Below are 24636 nucleotides of genomic sequence, written 5' to 3' on the forward strand. Positions count from 1 at the left end.
TCTATCGGGAAATACGCGATTTTCGGGGATCCGCTTACGTTTTGGAAAGTCAGTTCAGCCGCATCTTTAAACGGCAGGAGACAGAGCCAGACAAGGAACCCAAACTTGGGATCTTCTCGCCGCCAATCGAAGCGCTGCAGTCGAAGAATAGACAATTTTGACGATCAAGATAAATTGGATTGGACCTCGCATATTTTGATGTTTCTTCTTTCCAGCGCACGAGCGATTCAGCGCGCTCTGTCCGGGACGTTTGTAAGGTGGTATGGTATTAGGGCAAAAAGAGGACACCGGCTGATTTTGGGCTTGCGTACGCTTGAATATCGACAGAAATCGGTCGAAATCAAAGCGGAGCACAGCCGCTCAGAAAAGCTTTTCTGTGTCTTCTTTTCAAACTGAGTTATGGAAAATACAAATTGATTTTCAGAAATCGGGATAGATTTGTCCGTTTTTTTTGACGCTTTTAAACGGACGCTCAAAGGGGTCAGCAAAAGAGGCTAAAACGGATCGCACAGCGCATGGAAGCGTTTCGGTTTTCCAAATTTGTCTCTTCGAGATCCGTCCAGAATCTGTCCGGGTCTGATCAATATCCTTTTGGTGTTGGAATCGAGTTCGAATCGCCGCTTTGCCCGAAACGAAATCCAATTTGTATAGAACAGAAAAATACGGCAGTCCGACCAGGATTCTTTTCCGGCATCCGGAAAACTGGACGGCGGATCCGTTTTGAACAGGAAGGGTACTATGGTTTTTTCCAGTCTGTTATTCGTCTTTGCTTTTCTCTCGATCAGCATGGGCATTTACTTGTGCGTTCCCAAACGCTATCAGAATACCGTTCTGCTCGTATCGTCACTGATCTTCTATTCCTGGGGCGGTCCGATGTATCTTCTCCTTTTATTAGGAGAAACCGCGATCAGCTGGGTGTGCGCCCTGCGAATCGGAAATCTCAAAAGCAAAAAGAAAAAGAAATTCTGGATGACGGTGGAATGCGTCGCCCTGCTCGGGCTGCTCGCCATTTTCAAATACACCGGCTTTATCGGCTCTACTATGCAGGCGCTCACCGGCTTTCCAGAACACGTCGCGCAAATCGTTTTGCCGATCGGCATTTCCTTTTATACGTTCCAGCTTCTGTCCTATGTCATTGATGTGTACCGCGGAGAAGTGAAGGCTCAGCGAAACTACGCGCGCCTGCTTCTGTATTCTTCGCTGTTTCATCAGTGCATCGCCGGACCGATCGTTCGCTACAAAACCGTAGCCGATGAAATCGAACATCGTTCCGTCACGATGAACGATGTGTACGCCGGCATTCGCCGCTTCAGCATCGGTCTGGCCAAAAAAGCCATTCTTGCCAACGGCATCGCACAGGTCGCCGATCAGCTGATGTCTACCAACGCGCAGACGCTGGCCGCAACGCCGGTGCTTGGCGTCTGGATCGGCGCGCTGGCCTTTACGCTCCAGCTGTATCTCGACTTTTCCGCCTATTCCGACATGGCGATCGGCATGGGCCGCATGGTCGGTTTCCATTATCTGGAAAACTTCAACTATCCGTACATGGCCGTTACCGTTCAGGATTTCTGGAGACGCTGGCACATTTCCCTGTCTTCGTTCTTCCGGGATTATGTGTACATCCCGCTTGGCGGAAGCCGCGGCGGTACTCTCATTTACGTACGCAATATGATCGTCGTCTGGTTTCTGACCGGTCTGTGGCATGGTGCCTCCTGGAACTATGTTCTGTGGGGCCTTTACTACCTCTGCTTCCTGCTGCTCGAACGCTTTGTCATTCGTCAGCGGATTCCCAACGGCTGGAACCGCCTGTATACCTTATCCGTAGTCCTCTTAGGAACGGTGATCTTCCGCTTTGAAGATGCGAACACGCTGCTTCTGGCATTCAAAGGTCTGTTTGGACTGAACGGTGCCGGCTTCTTCAGCTGGTCCGTATGGTCCGTCTTCCTTTCCAATATTTTCCTCATCGCCGCCTGCATGATTGGATGCACGACGCTGAGCGTCTGGATCGAACGTCTGTTTTCGGTTTGGGCCAGCAATAATTCCGTCGGCTTCGCCCTCTATTCCATTGAACAGGTCGCTCTGCCGCTGTTCCTGCTTGCTATATCCGTGCTTGCGCTTATCGGCAACGCCTATAACCCGTTCCTGTATTTCCAGTTCTGATCCGTTAACCCAAGTCGTGTGAAGCGGTCTTTCCGCTTCCTAGAAAGATTGATATGAAAAAACGATTTTCCAGAAAGCAGCGAAAAATTCTTTATTATTCGAGAGCGCTGGCGGTGGCCCTGTTCTGTCTTTGCATGGCCATCGGGACGATCAACGGACTGCTGCTGCCGCTGCGTCCCAATACTTCCGCGATCGAAAAGCGCGATCTGACCCCGTTTCCGACGTTCAGCCTGACCTCCTTTATGGATGGATCCTGGTTTTCGCAGATTTCCACGTGGTACGCGGACAGCTATCCTGGCCGCGAAAAGCTCGTTGCGATGAACAACGACCTTCAGAAGCTCAAAGGCATTCCGCAAAACGAGATGGTCATTGGCGGCAATGTCACTGCCGATGAGATCGGCGGCAAGGAAAAAGCCAGTTCCAGCGCCGCGAGCAGCGAACAGGGACAGTCCGCCGACAGCCAGTTTGAAAAGCGCACTGAAGCGCCGGAAACCAATCAGCTGGCCGCCGATATTGAAGACTCCATCATGGAAGGTCTGCTGATTAAAGACGGCGGCGCCTATGGCGGCTTCTACTTTGTACAGGAAGCCTGCGATACGTATACTTCCGCTCTCAACCGCGCAGCGGAGGAGCTGAAAGGGATCACCAACGTCTACTCGATTCTCGCTCCGGTAAACGCCTCGATCATGCTCGATGACGAAACGTACAAAAAGCTCTCCGGTTCCGATGCCAAACAGGGCATTGAATACTTCTATTCCCGCTACAACGATCTGGTCAAACCCGTTGGCACGTACGACATCCTGAAGGAACATTCTTCCGAACCGCTCTATTTCCGTACCGACCATCACTGGACACAGCTTGGCGCCTATTATGCCTATCTCAACTTCTGCAAAGTCAAAGGGATCGAGCCTGTGAACAAGGATGAACTCGAACGTCTCGAATACTATCCGTTCACCGGTTCCTATACCGGCATGGTGCCGACCGCTACGTTCACACCCGATACGTTTGAAGCCTGGGTGCCCAAAGGCGGCAACACCATGAAAGTATTCACCGGCGACTTTGGCAACCCCAACAGCGATCAGTACTACGATGCGCAAGTCGTAAATACGTCCGAAGCCATCGACCAGTACAACCATTACATGCGCTTTATCGCCGGCGACCAGCCCTTCATTGAAATCGACAACAACGAAATCAACGACGGCAGTTCCGCCCTGGTCATCTCCGAATCCTACGGATGTGCGTTCGTCCCCTGGATCGTCAACAACTACGACAAAGTCTATGCGATGGATGAACGCTATGCGGAAGGCAACTTTGTAACCTTCTGCAAGGAAAACAACATCACCGATCTGATCGTCGTCAACAACATCCAGCTGGCCAACACCACCACACTGGCAGCTGCCATCGACGAAAAGCTCCACTAATTTTCAAAATAGCGAAAGGCCAGTCCGAATCAAAACGGACTGGCCTTTTTCAAGGGTCGAGTTTGTATTTGGCTCAAAGCGGCTGAACCGGATGAGAGAAGTCTGCGAAGAGTCTCTCCAAAAACAGAAAAAATGGATTTCTTGTCAATCCGGATTGGCTGTATCCCTTAGTTTTCCGCAGGAGCGGCTTCTGGATTCTCCACTGGCATTTCAGTTTCCGCAGATGGAGTTTCGCCCTCCATAGGCTGATCCGTACCGGACTGCGCATCTTCTGCAGGTGCGTCGGTTTGAGAAGAGGCATCGCTTTGCAAACTGGATGTGAGCAGCGGCGCCTGCGCTGGAGCATTGTCGTCGGCTTTGGAGCCGGAGACGAGCGTGAAGTAAGAATATTCGACGGGGGAATTGATTTTGGCGGGAACATCCACGCAGCCGATGCCGCTGGAAATGGTGTACGGGAAAGAAAGCTTCTGAGACTTGGATCGGTTGATCTGGGTGCTGCCTTCCACCGTCCGGTAATTGCCGAAAATCGGCCATTTCACCTGCGATCCGTGGGAGTTTCCGCAAAGCGCAAGATCGGGACGAAGCGAAGAATTTTGTACCGCAAGCAAATTGTCGGGGAAGTGGGAAAGCATCAGACAATACGTGTCGCCGGGAATGGTGGACGCAATCGCTTCCGGGTCGGGCTGCAGGCCCAGACCGGCGAGGCGAATGCCGCTGCCCGAACCGTTGGAAAGAAGAACCGAAGCGTTGTCGAGCATTTCGACCTGGCTTCGACCGTAGACGTCATTGACTTCGAGAAGACGGTTCATGGACGTCTGATCCTGTTCGCCATAGACGGCGAATTTTCCGCTCGGCGCTTCGACGCGGCTGATCCAGTTCACCATCTGATCGCGCATTTCACCGCTGACTTCCGCATTTTTCGAGAAGAGATCGCCGCCGATCAGCAGAACGTCCGGATCCAGAGAGGCGATTTCATCAAAGAGTTTATCGCCTTTTTCAACGGGGAAATTCTCGCCGTATTCGATGTCACTCAGATAGACGATCGAAAGCTGGTTCAGAGAGGCGGGAATTTTCGTCGAACGGATTTGCGAAAAGTTCGAGTGCACCTGGTAGGGGGCAACGAAAATGCCGTTGTAAAGGGTCAGGGTCAGGCAGGTCATGCAGAATACGGCAATGCCGATCACCCACATGGAAATTGTCAGCCACAAAGGCTGTCTTCTTTTTCGGGAATGTACGCGATGCGCGGTTCGTCTGGCCATAATCCTGCTCCTTTCGCCTAAAAAATGGGTTCATGGACAATCTATTATAAATCATTGGCTTCCATAGAGATATCCTCTTTCTTTTTCGAGCAGTGTTCCCGCGGGCGGCGCGTGACCGGCTGGACTAGACGGACCGGGACCGGGATTCCTGCTCCAGATCGAAACGATGCGGAGAAGAAAAGCTTCAGAGGTATGGAAAAGGCGGTCTGTGCAGACCGCCTGGTAAAAATCAGAATGAATTTGTGGATCGGCTAAAACCGAGGGCTGGATTCTCTCGATCAGCTGTTTTCCTGCGAAGCCGGTTTGGCGGCGGGTGCAGGTTTGTTTTCCGCCGATCTGGATCCGTGCACTGCGGCATGGGTCTGGGTATGACCGGCGTTTTTTCTGGCCTGCTGTCTTGCACGATGCTGCGCGGCGAGTTCTTCCATGGCTTTCTTGGAGTTCAGAATAACCGGAATAACGATCGGGTTGCGGTGCGTCTTTTTATAGAGGAAAGGCTCCAGAGAAGAACGGATGCAGTTTTTGATGTCCGCGAACGTCGTTCTTTCTTTCAGTCGGGCCTGCAGGTTGGTCGAAACGATGAATTCGGCTTCCTTGAGCAGCGCCTGCGCGTCTTTCAGGAAGACGAAGCCGCGGCTGACGATAACAGGTCTTGCCAGCAGCTTGTTGGCGCTGGAATCGATCGGAACGATGACAGCCACCAGACCGTTGTCGGCCAGGATGCGGCGGTCTTTGAGAACCGCGGTAGAAAGACCGGAAATGTCGTTGCCGTCGACGTAAATGTCGTCACCCTGGTAACGCCAGTCGGACTGGATCACTTCGTGGTTGCGCAGCAGCAGAACGTCGCCGTTGGCGCAGACGAAAATGTTCGATTCCGGAATGCCAAGTTCCATGGCGGACTGACGATGCTGCATTAACATTTTGTGTTCGCCGTGAATCGGCATGAAGTAACGCGGCTTGATCAGCTGCATCATCAGCTTCTGCTCCTGCTTGGACGCGTGGCCGGTCGTATGCAGGTTGTTGAGCACGGATTTGTTCAGAACCGTTGCGCCGGAGCGGAACAGCTTGTCGACAATCTTGTTTACGGAAGCGTCGTTGCCTGGAATCGGGTTGGACGAGAAGACGACGGTATCGGTCGGTTTCAGGTGAATGAAGCGGTGGGTACCGTTGACGATGCGGCTGAGCGCGGCGAGCGGTTCGCCCTGGCTTCCGGTGCAGAGAATGCAGATTTTGTTATCGGGGGTGGTGCGCAGTTCTTCTGGAGACAGAAGATCTTCGTTGCGGATTTTGATAACACCCATTTTGCGTCCGATGTCGACTACATTTTCCATCGAGCGGCCAAAGACAGCCACTTTGCGTCCGGTTTTGAGCGCGGCTTCAATAATCTGAGCCACACGGTAAACGTTGGATGCGAACGTCGCGACGATCATACGGTGCGGTGTGCTGGCCATAATGCGCAGAATTTCGTTGGAAACGTCCTTTTCCGAAATGGAGAAGCCGTCGACGCCAGAGTTGGTGGAATCCGACATGAGCAGATCCGGCTTGAGCGCGCCGATGTACGCCATTTTCTGGTAGTCCGCGTTCTGACCGATCGGGGTCAGGTCGAACTTGAAGTCGCCGGTGTGAACGATCGTGCCGTTTGGCGTGGTGATCATGACGCCGAGCGAATCCGGAATGGAGTGGATCGTGTTGAAGAAGCCGATGTTGAAGTACTTGGTCTTGATGGCCGAGTTTTCGTTGATTTCAATAATTGGAACTTTCGGCGCGTCCTTGTGTTCGGAAAGCTTTTTCTCAATGAGGGCTTTCGCGAAGCGCGGTGCGTAAATGGCATCGATGTTGACTTGCTTGATCAGAAAGGGAATGCCGCCGATATGGTCTTCGTGACCGTGGGTAATGACAAGGATTTTTCGCTTGTTATTATTGCGGATGAGGTGGTGATAATCCGGGATGACGTAGTCAACGCCTAACAGATCATCATCCGGGAACAGGACGCCGCAGTCGACGATGGCGATTTCATTGCCCTGTTCGTAGCAGTACATGTTCTTGCCGACTTCGCCCAGTCCGCCAAGCGCGTAAATCTGCGTATCCGTCGGGAGAACTTTCGTTCGAGTGGACGGACTGCCGATGGCGGGGACAGGGGAGTGGACAAAAGGCTTGCCGACACCTTTTGAATTGCGGCTGTTTCCGGAATGGCCGGAAGATTTGTGATGCGCCGGATTATTCGATCGGGGCGCAGAAGTGCTGCGGGGTGCCGGTTTCTTCTGCGCTGCAGGCGCCTTTGGGGCGCGTTCTGCAGAAGAAGGAGCAGCCGCAGTTGACGTGTTGTTAACTGGTTTTTCGTTCATTGGAATGGTAGAACAGATCCTTTCTAAAACGGGGCTAAGTCTTAGCCGTCAGGGGGAGTATTCGAAGGTTCTGCGCTCCAGCCGGTTTCATTCACTCTGGTATCCATAAAATATGGAAACCAAAAGAAAGGACGAAAGGGCAGGGCAGCAGCCGGAAAAGAAAGGAAAAGATTTCCCGTCTGCTTAAAAAGACGGGAGGATTCGATCCTGATCAACTGGGGTGAATACTGAAAATGCGCAGGCAGGGGGTTCAGTCCTGCAGGCGTGCGCGCAGCGTGCGGGCAGGGAAGAGGGGTTCTCTTCAGTATGCCGCTTCTTATCTTCTATTTTAGCATAAGGGCAGCCGCTTGCCGGACTGACGAAAGATTTACTAAAAGAAGAAAAGCGTTTTTGGATTCCTCTTCTTATCGCCTGTTTGATCGCCGGTTCTTTCATCTTCCTAAACGGTTTTTTTCCAGACCATATTTCCGATCCGGTCTTCCTGTTTTCCCACGCAGAAAGAAACCGGTCCGGCCGGTCTTCTGGAAATCTTTGGATATTGTTGCACAGAATCATTGCTTTTATAGAATTATCGCTCACGATCCGGACAGGAAAGACAACCTGAAGTGTTTTTCGACAAGGGCTGTTATGAAATGGATGTTCTCGCATGCAAAGACGCTGCCTCCCCGTCGGTCCAGAAAAAGCCAGAAAGAGGGAATTTGCAGTCGAGCACAGTGCCCGTAAGGGGAGAGGAAGGAGAAAGTAAGGAGGACGGCGGCAATGAAAAAAGAGTACTCTGATCGACAGAATACTCCTGGAAAAGACGGTTTTCGAAATTTGACGGGCTCTGCATCGGCGCGGAGGCTTCATCGTTTCTGTTTAACTTATTCCACAACGGTATAGGCTGCCGGTGCGGGATCGTTTAAATGATCGTAGTAGAGAATGCCCGACAGATGATCGATTTCGTGCTGGAGCACGATCGCCGCATAACCGGTTGCCTGAATGACCACGTTGCGGTCGGTGAGCAGATCGTAGCCGCGCACTTTGACCCGGTCGTAGCGGAAGATTTTTCCTGGATGGGCTTCCGGCACGGACAGGCATCCTTCGCCGTCCGGCAGACACGTCATCATCTTGGAGCGGGAAATGATTTTTGGATTGGCGAGCGCCCATTCGAGGGTCGTGCCGTCATCCGCGTCGACGACAACGGCGATCATTTTCTTGGGAACGCCGACCTGAATGGCCGCAATGCCGACAGCGGGCGAGAGATTGTTTTTCTCGCACAGTTCTTCATCCTGACTGTCTTTTACGTAGCGATGCATCGCGAATAACAGTTCGCGGTCTTCCTCGCTGAGCGGAAGCTCGACATCCGCCGACAGCGAGCGGATTTCGGGCTGATCATCGTGAATAATGGAATCATTGGAAAGTACCATATTTATGCCCTCCGTTTCCTAAACGGTATTCTAATGGTTTTCTATGGCCCTTTCAAATGCGCAAGAGCCGGTGTCCTGACGGTATGATAAAATGAAAGTCCATTTAAGGGGGAGTAACTCCAATGAATTCAACAACGGTTTCCCCATCTTCTGCCAAAGGCAGAAAAAAGGGGAAGTTTGATATAAAAGACTGGCTCGTACCCGCCGGCGGCAGCGATCGCTGGCTGATGGGAGCCGTTATTGTTCTGATGATTTTTGGATCCATGATGGTCCTCAGTTCCAAACAGGGAACGACCGTGGGCATGACGCGTTCCTACGTTCAGGAAATCCTCAAACAGATTGGATTTGTGGTCGTATCCTGGGGAGCTATGGTCTTCATCTCCCGCAAGTTTGACTGGATGAAGCTCTTCAATGCCAAAACGCAAATATTTCTGTGTCTGTTCTATATCCTCCTGCTGTTTGCGGTTCAGCTTGTCGGTATTGACGTGAACGGTTCGAAGGCGTGGCTTCGTCTTGGGCCTCTCACGATACAGCCATCGGAATTTGGCAAGCCGCTGCTCATTTTGCTTCTGGCGTCTTCTGCACGAAACGCCGGGAAAAAACATTCGGAACCCATTCCGTTTGGACAGCGATTCTTTCTGCCGCTTTTTCTGCTTCTGATCAGTGTGTTCTTTATCGGGGGCGCGCAGAAAGACTTTGGTTCGCTGATCATCACGCTGGGCATCGGTCTGGTCGGCCTGCTGGCGACGGCGGATGCGGATCTGACGAAAGTACAGCGCTATATCGTGATCTTTCTGTTTGTGGTGCTTCTTCTGCTGCTCGTCGGCATTTACTTTTCGGACTGGTTTGTGACGCTGTTTCGAAACGTCCCGCTGCTTCGCCACATCGCCGTTCGAATCGAGAATATGAAAAATCCTTATATCAATATTCATTTTGAAGGGTATCAGCCGGCCAACGCGCTGTATTCTCTGGGCGATGCCGGATTTTTCGGCCGCGGCTTTGGCGGTTCGGTTCGTAAATACGGCTTTCTGACGCAGGCGGAATCCGACTACATCCTCGCGATTGTCATTGAAGAGTTCGGCTTTTTCGGTCTGCTTCTGATTACGGTCTGCTACTGCATTCTTCTGTGGCGTCTGCTCCACTGGGCTCTGGCGACCGCAAAGCCGCAGTTTAAAGTCATGCTGCTGTGCTCGGCAGCGTATTTCCTGCTCCACTTCTTCATCAACATCGGCGGCGTCAGCACGCTGATTCCAATGACCGGCGTGCCGCTGCTCTTTATTTCGGCCGGCGGTTCCGCTCTGCTTGCGGTCGGTATTGTACTCGGTCTCGATTTTTACGCGATCAGTCAGATTCAGATCGAACAGGAAATCGAAGCGCAAAAAGAAGCCGAACAGGCCGCGCTTGCAGCCCGCGCGCTCGAAGACGATCTGCAGCTGCAGGCGATGATAGGTATGGGCGAGACAGCTGGACAGGAATTTGCGTACACTGAGCCGGAACGCACGAGCGGCGTGCTTCACGCGCGTTCGGTACGACGGAGTGTCACGCACGATTCGCCTGCGGCGAAAACCGGAACTTCAAGAGGAAGAAACGCGGGAACACGCAGCCGGAAAAAGAGAACGCGCTAGGCAGGGCGCAATCTGTGCTCGGCACGAGACGGTGAGCGGCGCAGCCGCAGCGCCATTTAGACAAAAATTAATAGATACGAAAATCGAATAGAAGATAAGCAACTCGAATCGATAAGAAGGCGGTCTGGGAAAATCATTCCAGACCCCGGAAAGGATACGCGTATGATCGGAGCCTTTGCCGGATCGTTTGATCCGCCTACCGTAGGGCATGAAGATACGATTCGCCGCGCCGCGGCGGTTTTTGAAGAAGTGATCGTTCTGGTCGCTTCCAACTCCCTCAAGCACAATCTGCTCGAACCCGAACGGCGCGTGGAACTGCTCAAAGCCATTTGCGCGGATCTGAAAAATGTCCGTGTTGAGCTCTGCCCCGGACTGACGGTGGAGAGCGCCAAAGCAGCGGGGGCCAATGTGCTGATCCGCTCGATGCGCAATCCTTCCGATTACGAAGGGGAAGCGGCCAACGCCTGGGCCAACACAAAACTGGATTCAGGAATGGACACCGTCTTTCTGCTTGGCGATCCGGCGTATTCGATGATTTCCTCGACGACGGTGCGCGAGTTTCTGAAATACCATCAGAGCATTGAATCGATGGTTCCGCGCTGCGTATTCGAAGCACTTCAGCCCGAACTGGCGCATTCGCAATCGGCCAATTCGGACCTCCAGATCGGATAGAAACCGCCGGACAAATCGGGGTACAAAAACGAGGTCCATTTGTCCTCCGACAAAATGGGCGTGCAAGCTGCAGGCTTTCGCACTTTGCGATGCGCCTCAAAACTCGCTACACTCAGTTCAGTGCCTTCTGTTCTTTCTGTTTTTTCCATTAAAATTGAAATGAATCTTCACAGCGGTCCATGATCGCTGTTTCTTCCTGTCGGCCGTGCATGCAGCCGGCAGATTTTTCGAAAGCACCTATTGTATAAAGAAGAAACTTTGTGCATTTTACAAAATCCCAAAATAAAATATGCCGCACAAATATGCGGCTTGACTGAAAGGAGCATCCCGAATGAGAACACTGACCGACTGGGTTCGAGAACGCGGCTATGAACCGCACAATCTGAAACTCTACTATGAGGCGTGTACGCATTCCTCGTATATCAACGAAAACGACACCGATGTCGAATGCAACGAACGTCTGGAATTCATGGGCGATGCGGTGCTGCAGATCTGGAGCTCCGATACGCTGTTCAACATGGTTCCGCCGCTCAACGAAGGAAAAATGTCGATGATCCGCGCGCAGACCGTCTGCGAAAGCGCGCTCGCCCGTCTGAACAAGCAGCTGGGCTGGTACGAATTTCTTCGCCTCGGTCATGGCGAAGAGAAAAACGGTGGCCGCCATAAACCGTCCATTCTCGCGGACCAGTTTGAAGCCTGCATGGGCGCCATTTACCTCGATCTTGGCTACGATGCGGCCAAGGATATTCTCGATGAATACATGAAGCCGCTCATTACGGCGAAGAAGCCGGATGATGTCACCGACTTCAAGACACAGCTGCAGGAATATGTGCAGACCGATAATAACCGCCAGACGATTCAGTATCGTCTGCTCGAAGAAAGCGGACCGTCCAACGCTCCGAAATTCCGCATGGGCGTGTTCCTGGATGACATCTGCATGGGCGAAGGCGAAAGCAGTTCGAAAAAGCGCGCAGAACAGAAAGCGGCCAAAGAAGCGCTTGGAAAGCTGGCCTGCTGATGGGAGTGCGCGTCCTTGAACTGCTGGGGGATGTCGCGTTCGAAGAAGAACTTGGATCGTTTCTGGAACAGGCGTCGCTCTGCAAGACGCCCTGCTTCCATTCGAAGACAAAAAAACTGGAAATGTACTGGAAGGTGGATCGAATTCCGCCTTTCCGTCTTTACAGCGCTGTCGTCCACGATCTGAAGCTCGCTTTGCATACCGATATTTTCCTTGGCTTTGAACCCGAATCGAGCGAAGTCAATCTCGTGCTGATGGAACCGTATCTGCGCGATCTCGTTTCCAGAAACCGCGATCTGAAAGTTTTCGGCGACCATACGCCGTCCATGAAAGAAGACGGCACGCTTTCCTATACCGTCTACACGCCGGATGCGCAGGACGCCATCGAAGCCAGTAAGGCGACGCTCGAAGACGAACTCAAAAAGATCGGCTTTTCGTGCGCCGTTGAAGGGGTTTTGCGCGAGCGGACGTACGAAGAAGAAGCCGTCCCCAGCGTAGCGGTCCAGATGCCCGCGCATAAACCGCAGCCCCGTCCGGAAACTCCCCAGAACGGTGGCAAGTCATCCTGGCGCCGCCGCCCGGCCTCTCAGGCGGAAAAAGTCGCGATCCGTGAACTCGAAGAAGGCATGGATAACGTGGCGATCGAAGGCCGCGTGTTCGCCGTCGAAGTGCGTGAACTCAAAGGCGGCTCCAAACTGCTCGAGCTGTATTTGTCCGACGATGACGACGCCATGTTCTGCAAGACGTTTGAAAGCCGCTCGATGACGCTCGAGATGATGGAGTCGTATCACGTCGGCCAGTATCTGCGCATCGTCGGCTCGCTCGCTTACGACAACTACAAGCACGGCATGGCGTTCCGGATCCGCACGATCGAAGAAATCAGCGCCCCGCGCATTCTCGACCAGGAACCGGAAAAGCGCATCGAATGGCACGTTCATTCCACGTTCTCGGAAATGGACGGCGTCAGCCCGATCGAATCGTACATTCAGCAGGCCTGGGACTGGGGCATGGAAGCGATCGGCCTCTGCGACCATAACGTCGTGCAGGCGTTCCCGATGGCCCAGCACAAAATCGAAGCCCTGAAGAAAAAAGCGCCGGAGCGCGAATTCAAAATGCTGTACGGATGCGAGATGACGATGGTCGACGACGAATACACCGTCGCCTGGAACCTGCGTGATCAGCGTCTCGATGAAGCGGAATACGTTGTATTCGACCTGGAGACGACGGGTCTCTCCAGCCGCCTCGACAAGATCATTGAATTTGGTGCCGTCAAAATGAAAAACGGCGAAATCATTGACCGCCGCCAGATGTTCATTAACCCGAAGCGCCAGATCCCGGCATCCATTACCGAACTGACCCGCATTCGTCAGTCGGATGTCGATGACGCGAAACCGATGGAAGAGGTTTTTGATGACATCCGCGCCTTCATCGGCGACGCGATTCTGGTTGCCCATAACGCGAAGTTTGACTACGGCATGCTGAACGCGGCCGCCAGAGAACTCGGCAAGCCGGAATTCGACAACCCGGTCATCGATACCCTGCCGGCAGCGCGCGCCATGTTCGAACTGCGCAGCTACCGTCTGGGCGCGCTCTGCCGCCATTACGACGTCAGCTATGACGGCGAAGGCGCGCACCGTGCCGACTACGATGCCGAAGTTCTGAGCCTGGTTTTCCTGTACCTGCTTCGCGACTGGGGCATGGACGCCACGCTCGAATCGATCGCCCATCCCGATCCGACAAGCGCTCTGCGCAAAAACTTTGCCTATCACGTCACCGTCTATGCGAAAAACAAGCAGGGCCTGAAGGAACTGTTTGAACTGATTACGCTCTCGCATACGAAATATCTCAAATACAATCCGAACTCCACCAACGTTACCGGCGAGCCGCGCATCCCAAGACGCATCCTGCAGGAATACCACGGCAAGCGAAACCTGCTCTTTGGATCGAGCTGCCAGAACGGCGAAATTTTCGATCTGGCCCATACGCGCAGCGAAAAGGAACTTTGCGACGCGATCGGTTTTTACGACTATCTCGAAGTGCAGCCGCTTCCCGTGTATAAAAACCTGCTCGACAGCCAGACCATTCACGGTGTGGACGAACTGAAGCAGATTCTGACGTTCATTCTCGATGGCGGTCAGAAATGCGGCGTTCCGGTCATTGCGTCCGGCGACTGCCATTACGTGTCGCCAAGACTTAAACGCGTTCGGGACATCTTTATCAACTCCAAACTGGCCGGCGCTACCCGTCATCCGCTCTACATCCGCGATGAATCGCTGCGTCTGCGCACTTCCGCTCCGGATCAGGCGTTTCTCAATACGCGCCAGATGCTCGATGCCTTTGACTGGGTGGACGACAGGCTGCGCCATGAAATCGTTCTCGACAATCCGAAAAAACTGGCCGCGCAGTGCGAAGAGCTGTTTCCGATCAAGGACCGGCTGTATCCGCCAGCCATGGAAGGCTCGGATCAGAAGCTGCGCGACATCTGCATGCAGACGGCGGCCGAATGGTACGGCACGCCGCTGCCCGAACCGGTCGAAGCCCGGCTGACCCGCGAGCTCGACGCGATCATCGGTGCCGGCTACTACGTGGTTTACTACATCTCGCATCTGCTCGTGAAAAAGAGCAACGAAGACGGCTATCTGGTCGGTTCGCGAGGATCGGTCGGTTCGTCCTTCGTCGCGACGATGTCCGGCATTACCGAGGTAAACCCGCTCAAGCCGCACTACCTGTGTCCAAAGTGCAAGCATCTCGAATGGATCGAAGATCCGAATATCCATTCTGGATTCGACTTGCCGGACAAGAACTGTCCGGAATGCGGCACCCCGATGAAAGGCGACGGCCAGGACATTCCGTTTGAAACGTTCCTGGGCTTCCACGGCGACAAGGTTCCGGATATTGACCTGAACTTCTCCGGCGAATATCAGCCAAACGCCCACGCCTTTACCAAAACCATTTTCGGAGAAGACCACGTCTTCCGTGCCGGAACCGTAGGTACCGTGCAGGAAAAAACCGCCTACGGCTACGTCAAAGGGTACGAAGAAGAAATGCACATGGAAGACCACCCGTTTTCGGAATACAAGCGAACGGACCTTGCCCAGGAATGCGCCGGCGTCAAGCGGACGACCGGCCAGCATCCAGGGGGCATCGTCGTCGTACCGCTCGATATGGACGTGCACGACTTCACGCCAGTGCAGTATCCGGCCAACAATCCGTATGCGGAGTGGAAAACAACGCATTTCGACTTCCACCAGATTCACGACAACATTCTGAAGTTCGATATTCTCGGCCACGTTGACCCGACCGCCATGAAAATGATGGAACGGCTGACCGGGGTCGATGTCCGCACGATTCCGATGAACGACCCGGCGACGATGTCGGTGTTCTCCTGCTGCGACGCGCTCGGCCTCGATACTACCCGCTACAAGGAAACGACCGGCGCGGCCGGTCTGCCGGAATTTGGTACGCCGTTTGTTCGCGGCATTCTCGAACTGACCCGGCCGACGACTTTCGCCGAGCTGGTTTCCATTTCGGGTCTGTCTCACGGTACGAACGTCTGGCTGAACAACGCCAAGGATCTGATCGACAACGGTACATGTACCCTGCGTCAGGTTATTGGATGCCGGGACGACATCATGGTTGATCTCATCCGCTACGGTCTGCCTTCCGCCGACAGCTTCAAAATCATGGAAAGCGTGCGAAAGGGAAAAGGCCTCAAGCCGGAATGGGAAGAGCTCATGCACGAGCACAACGTTCCGGACTGGTATCTCGATTCGTGCCATAAGATTAAGTACATGTTCCCGAAGGCGCATGCCGTTGCCTACGTTATGATGGCGGTGCGCATCGCCTGGTTTAAAGTTCACATCCCGCGGGCGTACTACTGCCAGTTTTTCTCCATCCGTGCCGATGCCACCGATCTGGCGGTCATGACCAGCGGTCTGACCGCCGTGGAAAAAAAGATGTTTGAAATCGAAAGCATTCGCCAGCAGAAAACCCGCAAACTGGAAAAGAAGGAAGAAGATCTGTACGACACGCTCGAGCTGGCGTATGAAATGTACATGCGCGGCTACCGCATTTCGCCGCTGTCCATTACCCGTTCGCACGCAACCGAATACATCTTCGATCCCGATGACGATCACGCAATCATTCCGCCGTTCTCGGCCGTCGACTCGCTGGGTGAAAACGTAGCCCGCTCGATCGTACAGGCAAGAGAAGAACGTCCGTTTATTTCCAAGGAAGATCTGCTCCGCCGTACAGGCCTTTCCAAAACGCTGATTGAACGCCTCGATTACCTCGGCGCCCTCGAAGGACTCGCCGAACAGGATCAGCTGACGCTGTTCTAAATCCGGTTTTATCCGGCTTTCAAGGGCACTCTGGATCCTTCTGAAAAATGCCTGCTCAGCCTCGTTTTCCATTTTCAGAATTTTGACAGAGCGTGTTTCAGACGCAGTTGAAAAGACGGCTTTCGGGCCGTCTTTTTCTTTAGAACGTTATGAGACATTGCCTTGCGTTTGCACAGATGGTCCGGCATGTCCGTCTCGAGGGGAGCGGGGCCCATGGTATAATCGGGGAAAAGCGAGGTATCGAGAATGGCAACAACGAATGTAAGCTTTGAAATGAACGAAAAGCTCAGAGACGAAATGGCTGAGCTGTGCGAAGAACTGGGCATGGATATCGACGATGCATTCCAGCTGTTCGCAAGAAAAATGGTCAACGAACAGGAAATTCCGTTTGAAGTCACCGAAAAGGATCTTCCTGTATCTGAAACGAAAGAAACGATCCGTGTCATCGTAAAGTGGAGCGCCATCTGCGCAGCGGCTGCCGCCAGCGTGGCTCTCATCGTGCGTCTGATTCGCGCCATCCGTCGCCGCTAGACGATCGGTCTGTGCGTCTTTGAATCGACGCGAGCTGGGCGTGCTCCAAACGCCCTCTACTTGAAATCGAAACGAAAGCCGCCCTTTTTTCTCCAAAAAGCCGCGGCTTTTTCTGTGCCCGGATCGGCGGTATGCATTGCGCAAACCGGATTTTGACATTCTCTTTTTCCGATGCGCCTTTCTGCCGGGTTGGGGAAGACTGAACGCTCTGAAATCGCGCAAGTTCTGCAAAAGTGACTGTGCTGGACAGGCACTGTCTTTGTGTGGTGCTACATTTGTAAAGCCGGAACGAATTTCAGAGATTTTGATCGAAACTGTGAATTTTTCGGGCAAAGCGCAAAGGGATCCGAGAAAGAATGAGCACGCCTTTTGGTTTCTGTTATCCTATGAGACATGACGCGCAGGCGTCATGACACAAAAGGAGACATATATGAGAGATCTTGAAATGTTTGAAATTATCTCCCGCGAAGAAAAACGTCAGAAACAGAACGTTGAACTGATCGCTTCGGAGAACTATGTGTCGAGCGAAGTCCGTGAAGCTCAGGGCTCTGTCCTCACAAATAAATACGCAGAAGGCTATCCTGGCAAACGCTACTACGGCGGCTGTGTCTACGTTGACCAGGCCGAAGAACTGACCCGTCAGCGCGCGAAGGAACTGTTTGGTGCCGAACACGCTAACGTACAGGCGCATTCAGGAAGCCAGGCCAACATGTCCGTTTACAACACCGTCCTTGAACCCGGCGATACCGTACTCGGTATGGACCTGACCAGCGGCGGCCATCTCACACACGGTCACCCTCTGAACTTCTCCGGTCGTACGTATAACTTCATCCCTTACAATGTGGATCCCGAAACGGAACGCATTGATTACGATAAACTCGAAGAACTTGCTATGGAACACCATCCGAAACTGATCGTTGCCGGCGCTTCCGCTTACCCGCGCATCATCGATTTCGAACGTCTTGGCGAAATCGCGAAAAAATCCGGGGCTCTGCTCATGGTCGACATGGCGCACATCGCCGGTCTGGTTGCAGCCGGTCTGCATCCATCGCCGGTTCCCTATGCCGATTTTGTAACGACAACCACGCATAAAACACTGCGCGGCCCGCGCGGCGGCATGGTTCTCTGCAAGGAAGAATACGCGAAGAAACTCGATTCCCGCACGTTCCCTGGCATGCAGGGCGGACCGCTCGAACATGTCATCGCCGCAAAGGGAATTGCCCTTTACGAAGCCAGCCAGCCCGAATTCAAAGCCTATGCGCAGCGCATTCTCGACAACGTGCAGGCGATGGCCCGCGTCTTTGACGAAGAAGGCATCCGCATGGTTTCCGGCGGAAGCGACAACCACCTGCTTTTGCTCGACACCCTGTCTTCGCTGAACATGACCGGCAAGGAAGCCGAACGTCTGCTCGACGCAGCTGGCATTACCGTCAACAAGAACACCATTCCGTTCGATACTCAGAAACCGTTCATCACATCCGGTATCCGTCTTGGCTCCGCAGCCATGACCAGCCGCGGTCTGGGCGAAAAGGAATTCGAACAGATTGCCCGCTGGATCGTTCAGGTTCTCAAAGCCGGCGACGATGCGACCGCAGAAGCCGTTCGCGAAGAAGTACGTAAGCTGACCGCGAAATACCCGGCTGAGGCCGTTCTTGATTAAGCTGTTCTGTATAGGCAAAAACAAGGACAAGGCGCTTCGTGCTTTAGAAGCGGAATACGTCAAGCGCATGAGCGCGTTTGATCGCATGGAAGTGCTGGAATTCAAGGACGAACCCGATACGAAATCGCAGTTTGAAAAGGAAGCTGTCCGCATTAAGAAAGCGGAAGGCGACCGGGTCCTTGAAAAGATCCGCCCCGATGATTTTGTGATTCTTCTCGACCTGCACGGAAAAAGCTGGTCCTCCGAAGAATTCGCGAAAGAGCGGGCATCCTGGACGAATGCCGGCAAGCCGCTTGTCTTTGTCATTGCCGGATCGCTTGGTCCCAGCGAAGAGCTAATGAAACGGGCGAATGTGCGATGGAAGCTTTCCGATCTGACGTTTACGCATCTGATGTGCCGGGTGCTGACGCTAGAGCAGATTTATCGCTCGTTCATGATTGAAAAAGGCCGCTCCTACCACAAATAGGGCAGCCGGAATAAATCGATCGTTTTCTCTTCTCTTCTTTTGAGAGAAAAGAGAGCGGATTGAAAAAATTACCGAAACGTTTGGCGGCATCTGTCCAGTATCCGGATGGGTGCCGCCTTTTTGTGTCGTATAATGAGAAACAGATTTCTGCCCTGCTTTTTTCTCTGACTGTCTGGTCCGATTTCTATATGCGAACAGGAAACTGGATCCGTTCGAAAAGACGCAGAGAAAAAGAAACGGGCAGCATTACAAGGGGATTTCCGGAAACCGGCCGGTTCTGGAAATCAGATTCAGGGGGACTTTCATGAAAAAGAGAGCCATTCGCTACATTTGTATCGCCGGAACGATTCTGTTTGCGTACTTCATGTTCGTCGGCATTCTTCAGGCCAGCGAAGCGCAGAACGCACTGCTCAGCGCCACCGGCGGCACACAGTCCAGAGTCAGCATCGGCCTGATTGTCTGGATTGTCTTTTGCGGGATCGCCAGTTTTCTGTTTCTGGGCTATGGGGTAATGTCCAGAGGCGGCAAAAGAAACTGGCAGGAAATGATTCATTCGAAAAGAATGGAACTGAGCATGCTTGTGACCGGACTGACCGGCGCTCTGTTCTCGCTGCTTCTGTCGGCTGTACTCATTCAGTCGCTGCCGACGTACAAGTTCAGCAGTTCCGCGATCGCCTCGGCACACAAGCCGCCAAAAACGGAAACGATCGCCTCATCCGCTTCTTCTTCAACCGCTTCTTCGCAGGCACCCGCCTCGGAACAGCCGGCTTCTTCGGAAGAGCAGAATGAGCCGGGTGTGCTCGATCAGGCTTCTGGCGTCAACACGATTGAAGACGCGCAGACGCTGACCGCCAGACTCGACAGCGCGCAGCCTGATCAGAGCGTGGTGCTGGCCAAAGGTCTGGCTTCAGCGACCCTTTCGCAGTCCATTCTCAACAAAACCGGAAACTCCACAAACCTCGACAATACGATGCGCTATGGCATTAACGCCGCCATCCTTGGTACGCCGGGATCGACGATCAACATCCTCGGTACCGTTCTGAACACGAACGCGGTCGGTGCGCCTGCAGTAGCAGTCAGCGGCGAAAACGCCACCGCTTCGGTAACCGACTCGGATGTCACCGCTCTGGGCGACAGCTCGCCGCTTTTCATGGCACTTGATCACGGTTCGGTTTCCGTTTCCAACGGTCTGCAGAAAACGCTCGCTAACAGTTCGCCGATTTTTTACGTCGATGCAAACGGCAGCGTGACTGCGGATTCCAGCGTTACGGAAACAAACGGTCTGGCTTCGCCGACGCTGCTCAACGCGGGCACCTTTAACGGCAGCCGCCTGAGCATGGCGTCCAACACGTCTTCGGCAGCCGTTCTGATTCCGGGATCAAAGACAACGCTCGCCAACTGCGCGATTACCATGAACGGACTGGACAGCGATTCCGGCATGGAAGGCGCCTTCGTGGCCCGCACGGACGGACGCTGGGAAAAGGCGCAGGGTCTGACAGAACTGACGCTCAACAGCTGCTCGTTCAGCTACATCGGCCGGGCTGACCATCCCAATGGAGCGGCGTTCGCGGTACGCGACAGCGACTTCGTTCTGAACATGAACGCCTCCATGCAGCTGACCGGATTTACAACGCTGGTGCAGGCGGAACGCTCCAAAGTTACGATCAATGCCGTAACCCAGGTTGTGTACGGCAATATTAACGGCGACGAAAACAGCGAAGTGAACATTACCCTGACCGGCGCATCCGGACTTGGCGGATCAATCAATTCCGATCAGCGCATGAAAACCGCTGTTCTGCACATGGACGCCTCGTCCACGCTCGCTCTGAGCAGCGATATTTATCTCACCGAATTCGTTAACGAAAATCCGGCGGGAACCAACATCATCACCAACGGTTTTCACATTTACGTCAACGGACAGGCGGTCATCTGACCCCTGTCCGTTTTTTCAACCTGCACCGTTCTGGTCTTTGCGTCGGATCTGCTCCATTTCCCAGCGGACCAGAACCTGGACGCGTGAAGATCGTTCCGCCCCTGGGCTTTTCCAGCGCCGCTTCAGATATTCTGTCCGCGTTCATATATCTTTCTCTCATGCCGGCATACTTCCGGTACGCCGGGCGCTTTGCGGACCCGGCCTTTTCCATTGGATCGGCAAAATAAGGCTGTCTGAGCGAAATTCATGTAAGCGGTTAACACTTCGATGTTTGCGTAAGAATTCACAAGCTCACTTTTGGAAATTTCAAAGCATCCCGGCCGGTGATATACTAGAAAAGAACGTACGTAAGTACATGATTAAAGGAGGAAACACTGCATCCATGGCAAAGAAAACTGTCAAAGATCTCGATGTGAACGGTAAGAAAGTCATCGTCCGCGCTGATTTGAACGTACCGCACAAAGGCAGCGAGATCACCAATGACAATCGCGTTAAAGCCGCTATTCCTACACTCAAATATCTCACGGACAACGGCGCGAAGGTCATCCTGATGTCCCACCTCGGCAAAGTAAAAACAGACGAGGACAAAGCGAAAAACGATCTCGGCATCGTCGCTCCGCGTCTGCAGGAACTGCTTCCTGATGTAACTGTAAAATTCTGCCCCGTTACACGCGGCGAAGAACTTGAAGCAATGGTTGACGCCCTCAAACCAGGCGAAATTCTGCTCATGCAGAACACTCGCTACGAAAAAGGCGAAAGCAAGAACGATCCTGAGCTCGGCAAATACTGGGCTGGTCTTGCAGACATGTTCGTAGAAGACGCGTTCGGTTCTGTACACCGCGCACACGCTTCGACCGTCGGCATTCCTTCCAACCTGCCGGATAATGCACTCGGCTTCCTGGTGGAAAAAGAAGTAGACATGCTGGGCAAGGCTGTAGACGATCCTGTTCATCCATTCGTAGCCATTCTTGGCGGTGCAAAAGTATCCGACAAGATCGCAGTTATCGAAAACATGCTCGACAAAGCCGACAGAGTTATCGTTGGCGGCGGCATGGCCTACACCTTCGAAAAAGCACTCGGCCACAATGTCGGCAACTCCCTGCTTGAAGAAGACAAAATTGATCTTGCAAAACAGATTCTGAAAAAAGGCGAAGGCAAGCTGGTTCTCCCTGTAGATACCGTAATTGCGGACGCATTCTCCAATGATGCCAACACCCAGATCGTCGGCGAAGACATTCCTGATGGATGGATGGGCCTCGATATCGGACCAAAATCCATCGAACTCTTCAAGAAAACCCTTGAAGGCGCGAAGACCGTTGTATGGAACGGCCCGATGGGCGTATTCGAAATGCCAAAATTCGCAAACGGCACACTCAAAGTCTGCGAAGCCATTTCGGAACTGCCAGGCGCTACAACCGTAATCGGCGGCGGCGACTCTGCAGCAGCAGCTATCCAGCTCGGATTCGAAGACAAGTTCAGCCACATCTCCACAGGCGGCGGTGCTTCTCTTGAATACATGGAAGGCAAAACGCTCCCAGGCATTGCGATCATCGCAGAAAAAGACTAGTGAGAGACTGAGGATTGAATCATGAGAGACCAGATTATTGTTGGAAACTGGAAAATGAATAAGAACAACGCAGAAACCAAAGCGTTCTTTGAAGAAGTTGACGCGAAAGCCGTCAGCGACAAAGGACTCTACGGCGTAGGCGTTCCATTCACGGACCTGAAAACCGCACTCGATGAAGCGAAAAACCTCATCGTAGCCGCTGAAAACGTACACTTCGAAGATGCCGGCGCTTTCACTGGCGAAGTATCCGTTCCCATGCTCGAAGAACTCGGCGTGAAATACTGCATCATCGGTCATTCCGAGCGTCGTCAGATGTTTGGCGATACCAACGAAACCGTAAACAAGAAAGCCAAAAAGCTTCTTGCGGCAGGCATCACTCCAATTCTCTGCATCGGTGAAACAGAAGAAGAATACGACAACGGCAAAACCAAAGATGTCATCACGGAAGAACTCCAGGGTTCCCTGAAAGACATCCCGGCTGAAGAATATGCCAATATCGTTCTTGCCTATGAACCAATCTGGGCAATCGGTACCGGCAAATCCGCTTCGGTTGAAATCGCGGAAAACTGCTGCAAACTCGTTCGCGACGTCGTTCGTGAAATCGCAGGCGACAAGGCTGCGGAAGAAGTTCGCATTCAGTACGGCGGAAGCGTTAAGCCCAACAACATCGTTGAATACATGGCTCAGCCCGATATCGACGGTGCTCTGATCGGCGGTGCCTCCCTCAAACCGGATTCCTTCATCGAAATCATCGAAAAAACGAAGTAGTCCAAAATAACAAAGTAATCCCGGAAACAAGCCTGGCCATTGCGGCTGGGCTTTTCTTCTGCCCGCATTTCCAGTGCAGCGTCCGGAGAAAACGGGCGGCCGATAGCCAGCGTCCATTTCGAAACATTTTTTTCGGGAAGAGGGAGCGCTTTCTAGGCACAAAGCAGGAGTGTACGTGCCCCTTTTACGATTCGCGGACGATCTAAAAAAAGTGCGCTACAATATTAACAGTTCATAAGCAAACGGACATTACAAAGCCAGTTCGTTAAAACGAGAATGAAATAATTCAACTCGAGTAAAGAAAAGAGCCTGTCCTGATTTGCTAAAATGTGTCCTGAATCGCAAGAAAAAACACAATACGGACAAATGGGTCGCCGAACTTGTCGGTATGAGCACACAATGGCGTAGAAAGCGAGGAATCTTTCTGCTTAACATAACCAAAAGAGACTTTATAAAGCTGATTGAAAGACTTCTGATGCGTGTTCGCCAGGAGAACATCGATTCGTTCGAGATCTCTCAGGAAGCCAGACGAATTTATCAGGAAGCCATGCCCAGCGTCGGCGGATCGATCGACCGGTTCATCCTGTACGGCTACACCGTATTTCTGGAAAAACGGGAAGAGTGCGACGGTCTGGCGAGCGTGGAGGAACACATGGATCTTTCATTTGTCATCCCGCGGCGCTCCCTTCTTCTGTTTCTCGAACAGGTGGCTATTTTGCAAAATGCGACGCCCGAAGAGGCAAAACGCAATGCCGAAGCCGTAGTCACCTGGTTCGAAAAATGGCAATTCAAGTTTCCAAACTCATTTGTATAAAAAGTCAGCTAAACTTTCCGTGAAGTGAAAAAGTAATTTCCACTTTTTCGCACCAGATATGGAATTTGCTTTTTCACTTCCCAGACATTTTTCCAAAGGTGGAGGTATAGATAAAAGGTGGAGGTATAGATAATGGAAAAGGAAAGCAAAATCATTGTTGGCTTTAAGACCGTCGTTTTGGGGCTGTGCCTTTATATTATTGAACTGCTGTCTTTACCTGTTTTCGGTATACTGCAAAAAATGCAGACAAACGGCGATGGGTTTTACAGTGATTTTTGGAAGTACGCAGGAGTACAGCCTTACCCCGTAATCTTTATATTGACCGGCATTGTGATTGTGCTGGGAATTGCGTTAATAATTCTGGGATACAAGGACAAGAAATAAATCGCTGTTTACAAAATGGCAACAGATGAAAAATGCTGTTCCTGTATCCATCGTGAAGCGAAAAAGGAAATTCCATATCTTAAGCGTTTTTTGATCCACGAGAATTTTGTCTTGCAAGAGTCGATATTTATTTTGAGTAGAACTTTCCCAACGAGCTTAACTATACAAATCGCTCGTTTTTGAAATTTTATCTCATTAGAGAGCCTTTTTTTCGAGGCTCTCTTTTAATTCTGCCTGGCTTCATGACCAGACATGCGATTAACA

The 24636-nt window shown here is 52.6% G+C and carries 18 protein-coding genes; 14 read left to right on the plus strand and 4 right to left on the minus strand.

Going from position 1 to position 24636, the window contains the following annotated elements; genetic code table 11:
- The first annotated feature begins 738 nt into the window (after positions 1-738).
- Both Afil_RS05290 and Afil_RS05295 read left to right on the plus strand, forming a co-directional pair.
- Complete coding sequence (locus Afil_RS05290) at positions 739-2160, plus strand: MBOAT family O-acyltransferase (RefSeq protein WP_230267525.1); 1422 nt, start codon at positions 739-741, stop codon at positions 2158-2160.
- Between the two features lie 53 nt (positions 2161-2213).
- Complete coding sequence (locus Afil_RS05295; RefSeq protein WP_230267526.1) at positions 2214-3581, plus strand: DHHW family protein; 1368 nt, start codon at positions 2214-2216, stop codon at positions 3579-3581.
- Positions 3582-3748: 167 nt separating this feature from the next.
- Here the strand turns inward: Afil_RS05295 and Afil_RS05300 are convergent, their stop codons facing one another.
- The 4 genes from Afil_RS05300 to def all read right to left on the minus strand — a co-directional run bounded on the left by Afil_RS05300 (position 3749) and on the right by def (position 8594).
- A complete protein-coding gene (locus tag Afil_RS05300; RefSeq protein WP_230267527.1) occupies positions 3749-4840 on the minus strand; it encodes a metallophosphoesterase in 1092 nt (363 codons plus the stop codon).
- A 278-nt stretch (positions 4841-5118) separates the two neighbouring features.
- Complete coding sequence (locus Afil_RS05305; RefSeq protein ID WP_255658232.1) at positions 5119-7185, minus strand: ribonuclease J; 2067 nt, start codon at positions 7183-7185, stop codon at positions 5119-5121.
- 183 nt (positions 7186-7368) lie between these two features.
- A complete protein-coding gene (locus tag Afil_RS05310) occupies positions 7369-7833 on the minus strand; it encodes a hypothetical protein (RefSeq protein ID WP_230267528.1) in 465 nt (154 codons plus the stop codon).
- A 215-nt stretch (positions 7834-8048) separates the two neighbouring features.
- Complete coding sequence (def, locus tag Afil_RS05315) at positions 8049-8594, minus strand: peptide deformylase (protein WP_230267529.1); 546 nt, start codon at positions 8592-8594, stop codon at positions 8049-8051.
- A gap of 122 nt (positions 8595-8716) precedes the next feature.
- On the opposite strand from def, the gene Afil_RS05320 reads away from it, so the two are divergent.
- From Afil_RS05320 to Afil_RS05375, 12 genes are all read left to right on the plus strand, one after another.
- On the plus strand, positions 8717-10219 hold the full coding sequence (locus Afil_RS05320) for an FtsW/RodA/SpoVE family cell cycle protein (protein ID WP_230267530.1): 1503 nt from the start codon (positions 8717-8719) through the stop codon (positions 10217-10219).
- A 162-nt stretch (positions 10220-10381) separates the two neighbouring features.
- Positions 10382-10891 (plus strand): pantetheine-phosphate adenylyltransferase, encoded by a 510-nt coding sequence (gene coaD, locus Afil_RS05325; RefSeq protein WP_230267531.1) that lies wholly within the window; start codon positions 10382-10384, stop codon positions 10889-10891.
- Positions 10892-11222: 331 nt separating this feature from the next.
- Positions 11223-11909: a ribonuclease III gene (rnc, locus tag Afil_RS05330; RefSeq protein ID WP_230267532.1), complete on the plus strand. Its 687-nt coding sequence runs from the start codon at positions 11223-11225 to the stop codon at positions 11907-11909.
- Positions 11909-16249, plus strand: a complete 4341-nt coding sequence (locus Afil_RS05335; RefSeq protein ID WP_230267533.1) for a PolC-type DNA polymerase III — start codon at positions 11909-11911, stop codon at positions 16247-16249. Before rnc ends, Afil_RS05335 begins: the two co-directional genes overlap by 1 nt.
- A 246-nt stretch (positions 16250-16495) precedes the next feature.
- Positions 16496-16780: a type II toxin-antitoxin system RelB/DinJ family antitoxin gene (locus tag Afil_RS05340; RefSeq protein WP_230267534.1), complete on the plus strand. Its 285-nt coding sequence runs from the start codon at positions 16496-16498 to the stop codon at positions 16778-16780.
- A 430-nt stretch (positions 16781-17210) separates the two neighbouring features.
- Entirely contained in the window at positions 17211-18440 is a 1230-nt protein-coding gene (gene glyA, locus Afil_RS05345) for a serine hydroxymethyltransferase (protein ID WP_288876217.1), read from the plus strand.
- Positions 18433-18906, plus strand: a complete 474-nt coding sequence (locus Afil_RS05350) for a 23S rRNA (pseudouridine(1915)-N(3))-methyltransferase RlmH (protein WP_230267536.1) — start codon at positions 18433-18435, stop codon at positions 18904-18906. The genes glyA and Afil_RS05350 overlap by 8 nt, the downstream gene beginning before the upstream one ends.
- Positions 18907-19210: 304 nt before the next feature.
- On the plus strand, positions 19211-20839 hold the full coding sequence (locus Afil_RS05355; protein ID WP_230267537.1) for a hypothetical protein: 1629 nt from the start codon (positions 19211-19213) through the stop codon (positions 20837-20839).
- Between the two features lie 382 nt (positions 20840-21221).
- Positions 21222-22406, plus strand: a complete 1185-nt coding sequence (locus Afil_RS05360) for a phosphoglycerate kinase (RefSeq protein WP_230267538.1) — start codon at positions 21222-21224, stop codon at positions 22404-22406.
- A gap of 21 nt (positions 22407-22427) precedes the next feature.
- Complete coding sequence (gene tpiA, locus Afil_RS05365; protein ID WP_230267539.1) at positions 22428-23174, plus strand: triose-phosphate isomerase; 747 nt, start codon at positions 22428-22430, stop codon at positions 23172-23174.
- A gap of 475 nt (positions 23175-23649) precedes the next feature.
- On the plus strand, positions 23650-23988 hold the full coding sequence (locus Afil_RS05370; RefSeq protein ID WP_230267540.1) for a hypothetical protein: 339 nt from the start codon (positions 23650-23652) through the stop codon (positions 23986-23988).
- Positions 23989-24120: 132 nt separating this feature from the next.
- The gene (locus tag Afil_RS05375) at positions 24121-24372 is read left to right on the plus strand and encodes a hypothetical protein (protein WP_230267541.1); all 252 of its coding nucleotides are present in this window, start codon (positions 24121-24123) and stop codon (positions 24370-24372) included.
- The last annotated feature ends 264 nt before the right edge of the window (positions 24373-24636 follow it).

Origin of the sequence: Allobaculum fili, from assembly GCF_020969955.1 — a bacterium.
Taxonomy (GTDB): domain Bacteria; phylum Bacillota_I; class Bacilli_A; order Erysipelotrichales; family Erysipelotrichaceae; genus Allobaculum; species Allobaculum fili.

Coding starts and splice junctions, on each gene's coding strand:
- Afil_RS05290 (WP_230267525.1), top strand. CDS start 739: ATGGTTTTTTCCAGTCTGTTATTCGTCTTTGCTTTTCTCTCGATCAGC.
- Afil_RS05295 (WP_230267526.1), top strand. CDS start 2,214: ATGAAAAAACGATTTTCCAGAAAGCAGCGAAAAATTCTTTATTATTCG.
- Afil_RS05300 (WP_230267527.1), bottom strand. CDS start 4,840: ATGGCCAGACGAACCGCGCATCGCGTACATTCCCGAAAAAGAAGACAG.
- Afil_RS05305 (WP_255658232.1), bottom strand. CDS start 7,185: ATGAACGAAAAACCAGTTAACAACACGTCAACTGCGGCTGCTCCTTCT.
- Afil_RS05310 (WP_230267528.1), bottom strand. CDS start 7,833: ATGCGAGAACATCCATTTCATAACAGCCCTTGTCGAAAAACACTTCAG.
- def (WP_230267529.1), bottom strand. CDS start 8,594: ATGGTACTTTCCAATGATTCCATTATTCACGATGATCAGCCCGAAATC.
- Afil_RS05320 (WP_230267530.1), top strand. CDS start 8,717: ATGAATTCAACAACGGTTTCCCCATCTTCTGCCAAAGGCAGAAAAAAG.
- coaD (WP_230267531.1), top strand. CDS start 10,382: ATGATCGGAGCCTTTGCCGGATCGTTTGATCCGCCTACCGTAGGGCAT.
- rnc (WP_230267532.1), top strand. CDS start 11,223: ATGAGAACACTGACCGACTGGGTTCGAGAACGCGGCTATGAACCGCAC.
- Afil_RS05335 (WP_230267533.1), top strand. CDS start 11,909: ATGGGAGTGCGCGTCCTTGAACTGCTGGGGGATGTCGCGTTCGAAGAA.
- Afil_RS05340 (WP_230267534.1), top strand. CDS start 16,496: ATGGCAACAACGAATGTAAGCTTTGAAATGAACGAAAAGCTCAGAGAC.
- glyA (WP_288876217.1), top strand. CDS start 17,211: ATGAGAGATCTTGAAATGTTTGAAATTATCTCCCGCGAAGAAAAACGT.
- Afil_RS05355 (WP_230267537.1), top strand. CDS start 19,211: ATGAAAAAGAGAGCCATTCGCTACATTTGTATCGCCGGAACGATTCTG.
- Afil_RS05360 (WP_230267538.1), top strand. CDS start 21,222: ATGGCAAAGAAAACTGTCAAAGATCTCGATGTGAACGGTAAGAAAGTC.
- tpiA (WP_230267539.1), top strand. CDS start 22,428: ATGAGAGACCAGATTATTGTTGGAAACTGGAAAATGAATAAGAACAAC.
- Afil_RS05370 (WP_230267540.1), top strand. CDS start 23,650: ATGCGTGTTCGCCAGGAGAACATCGATTCGTTCGAGATCTCTCAGGAA.
- Afil_RS05375 (WP_230267541.1), top strand. CDS start 24,121: ATGGAAAAGGAAAGCAAAATCATTGTTGGCTTTAAGACCGTCGTTTTG.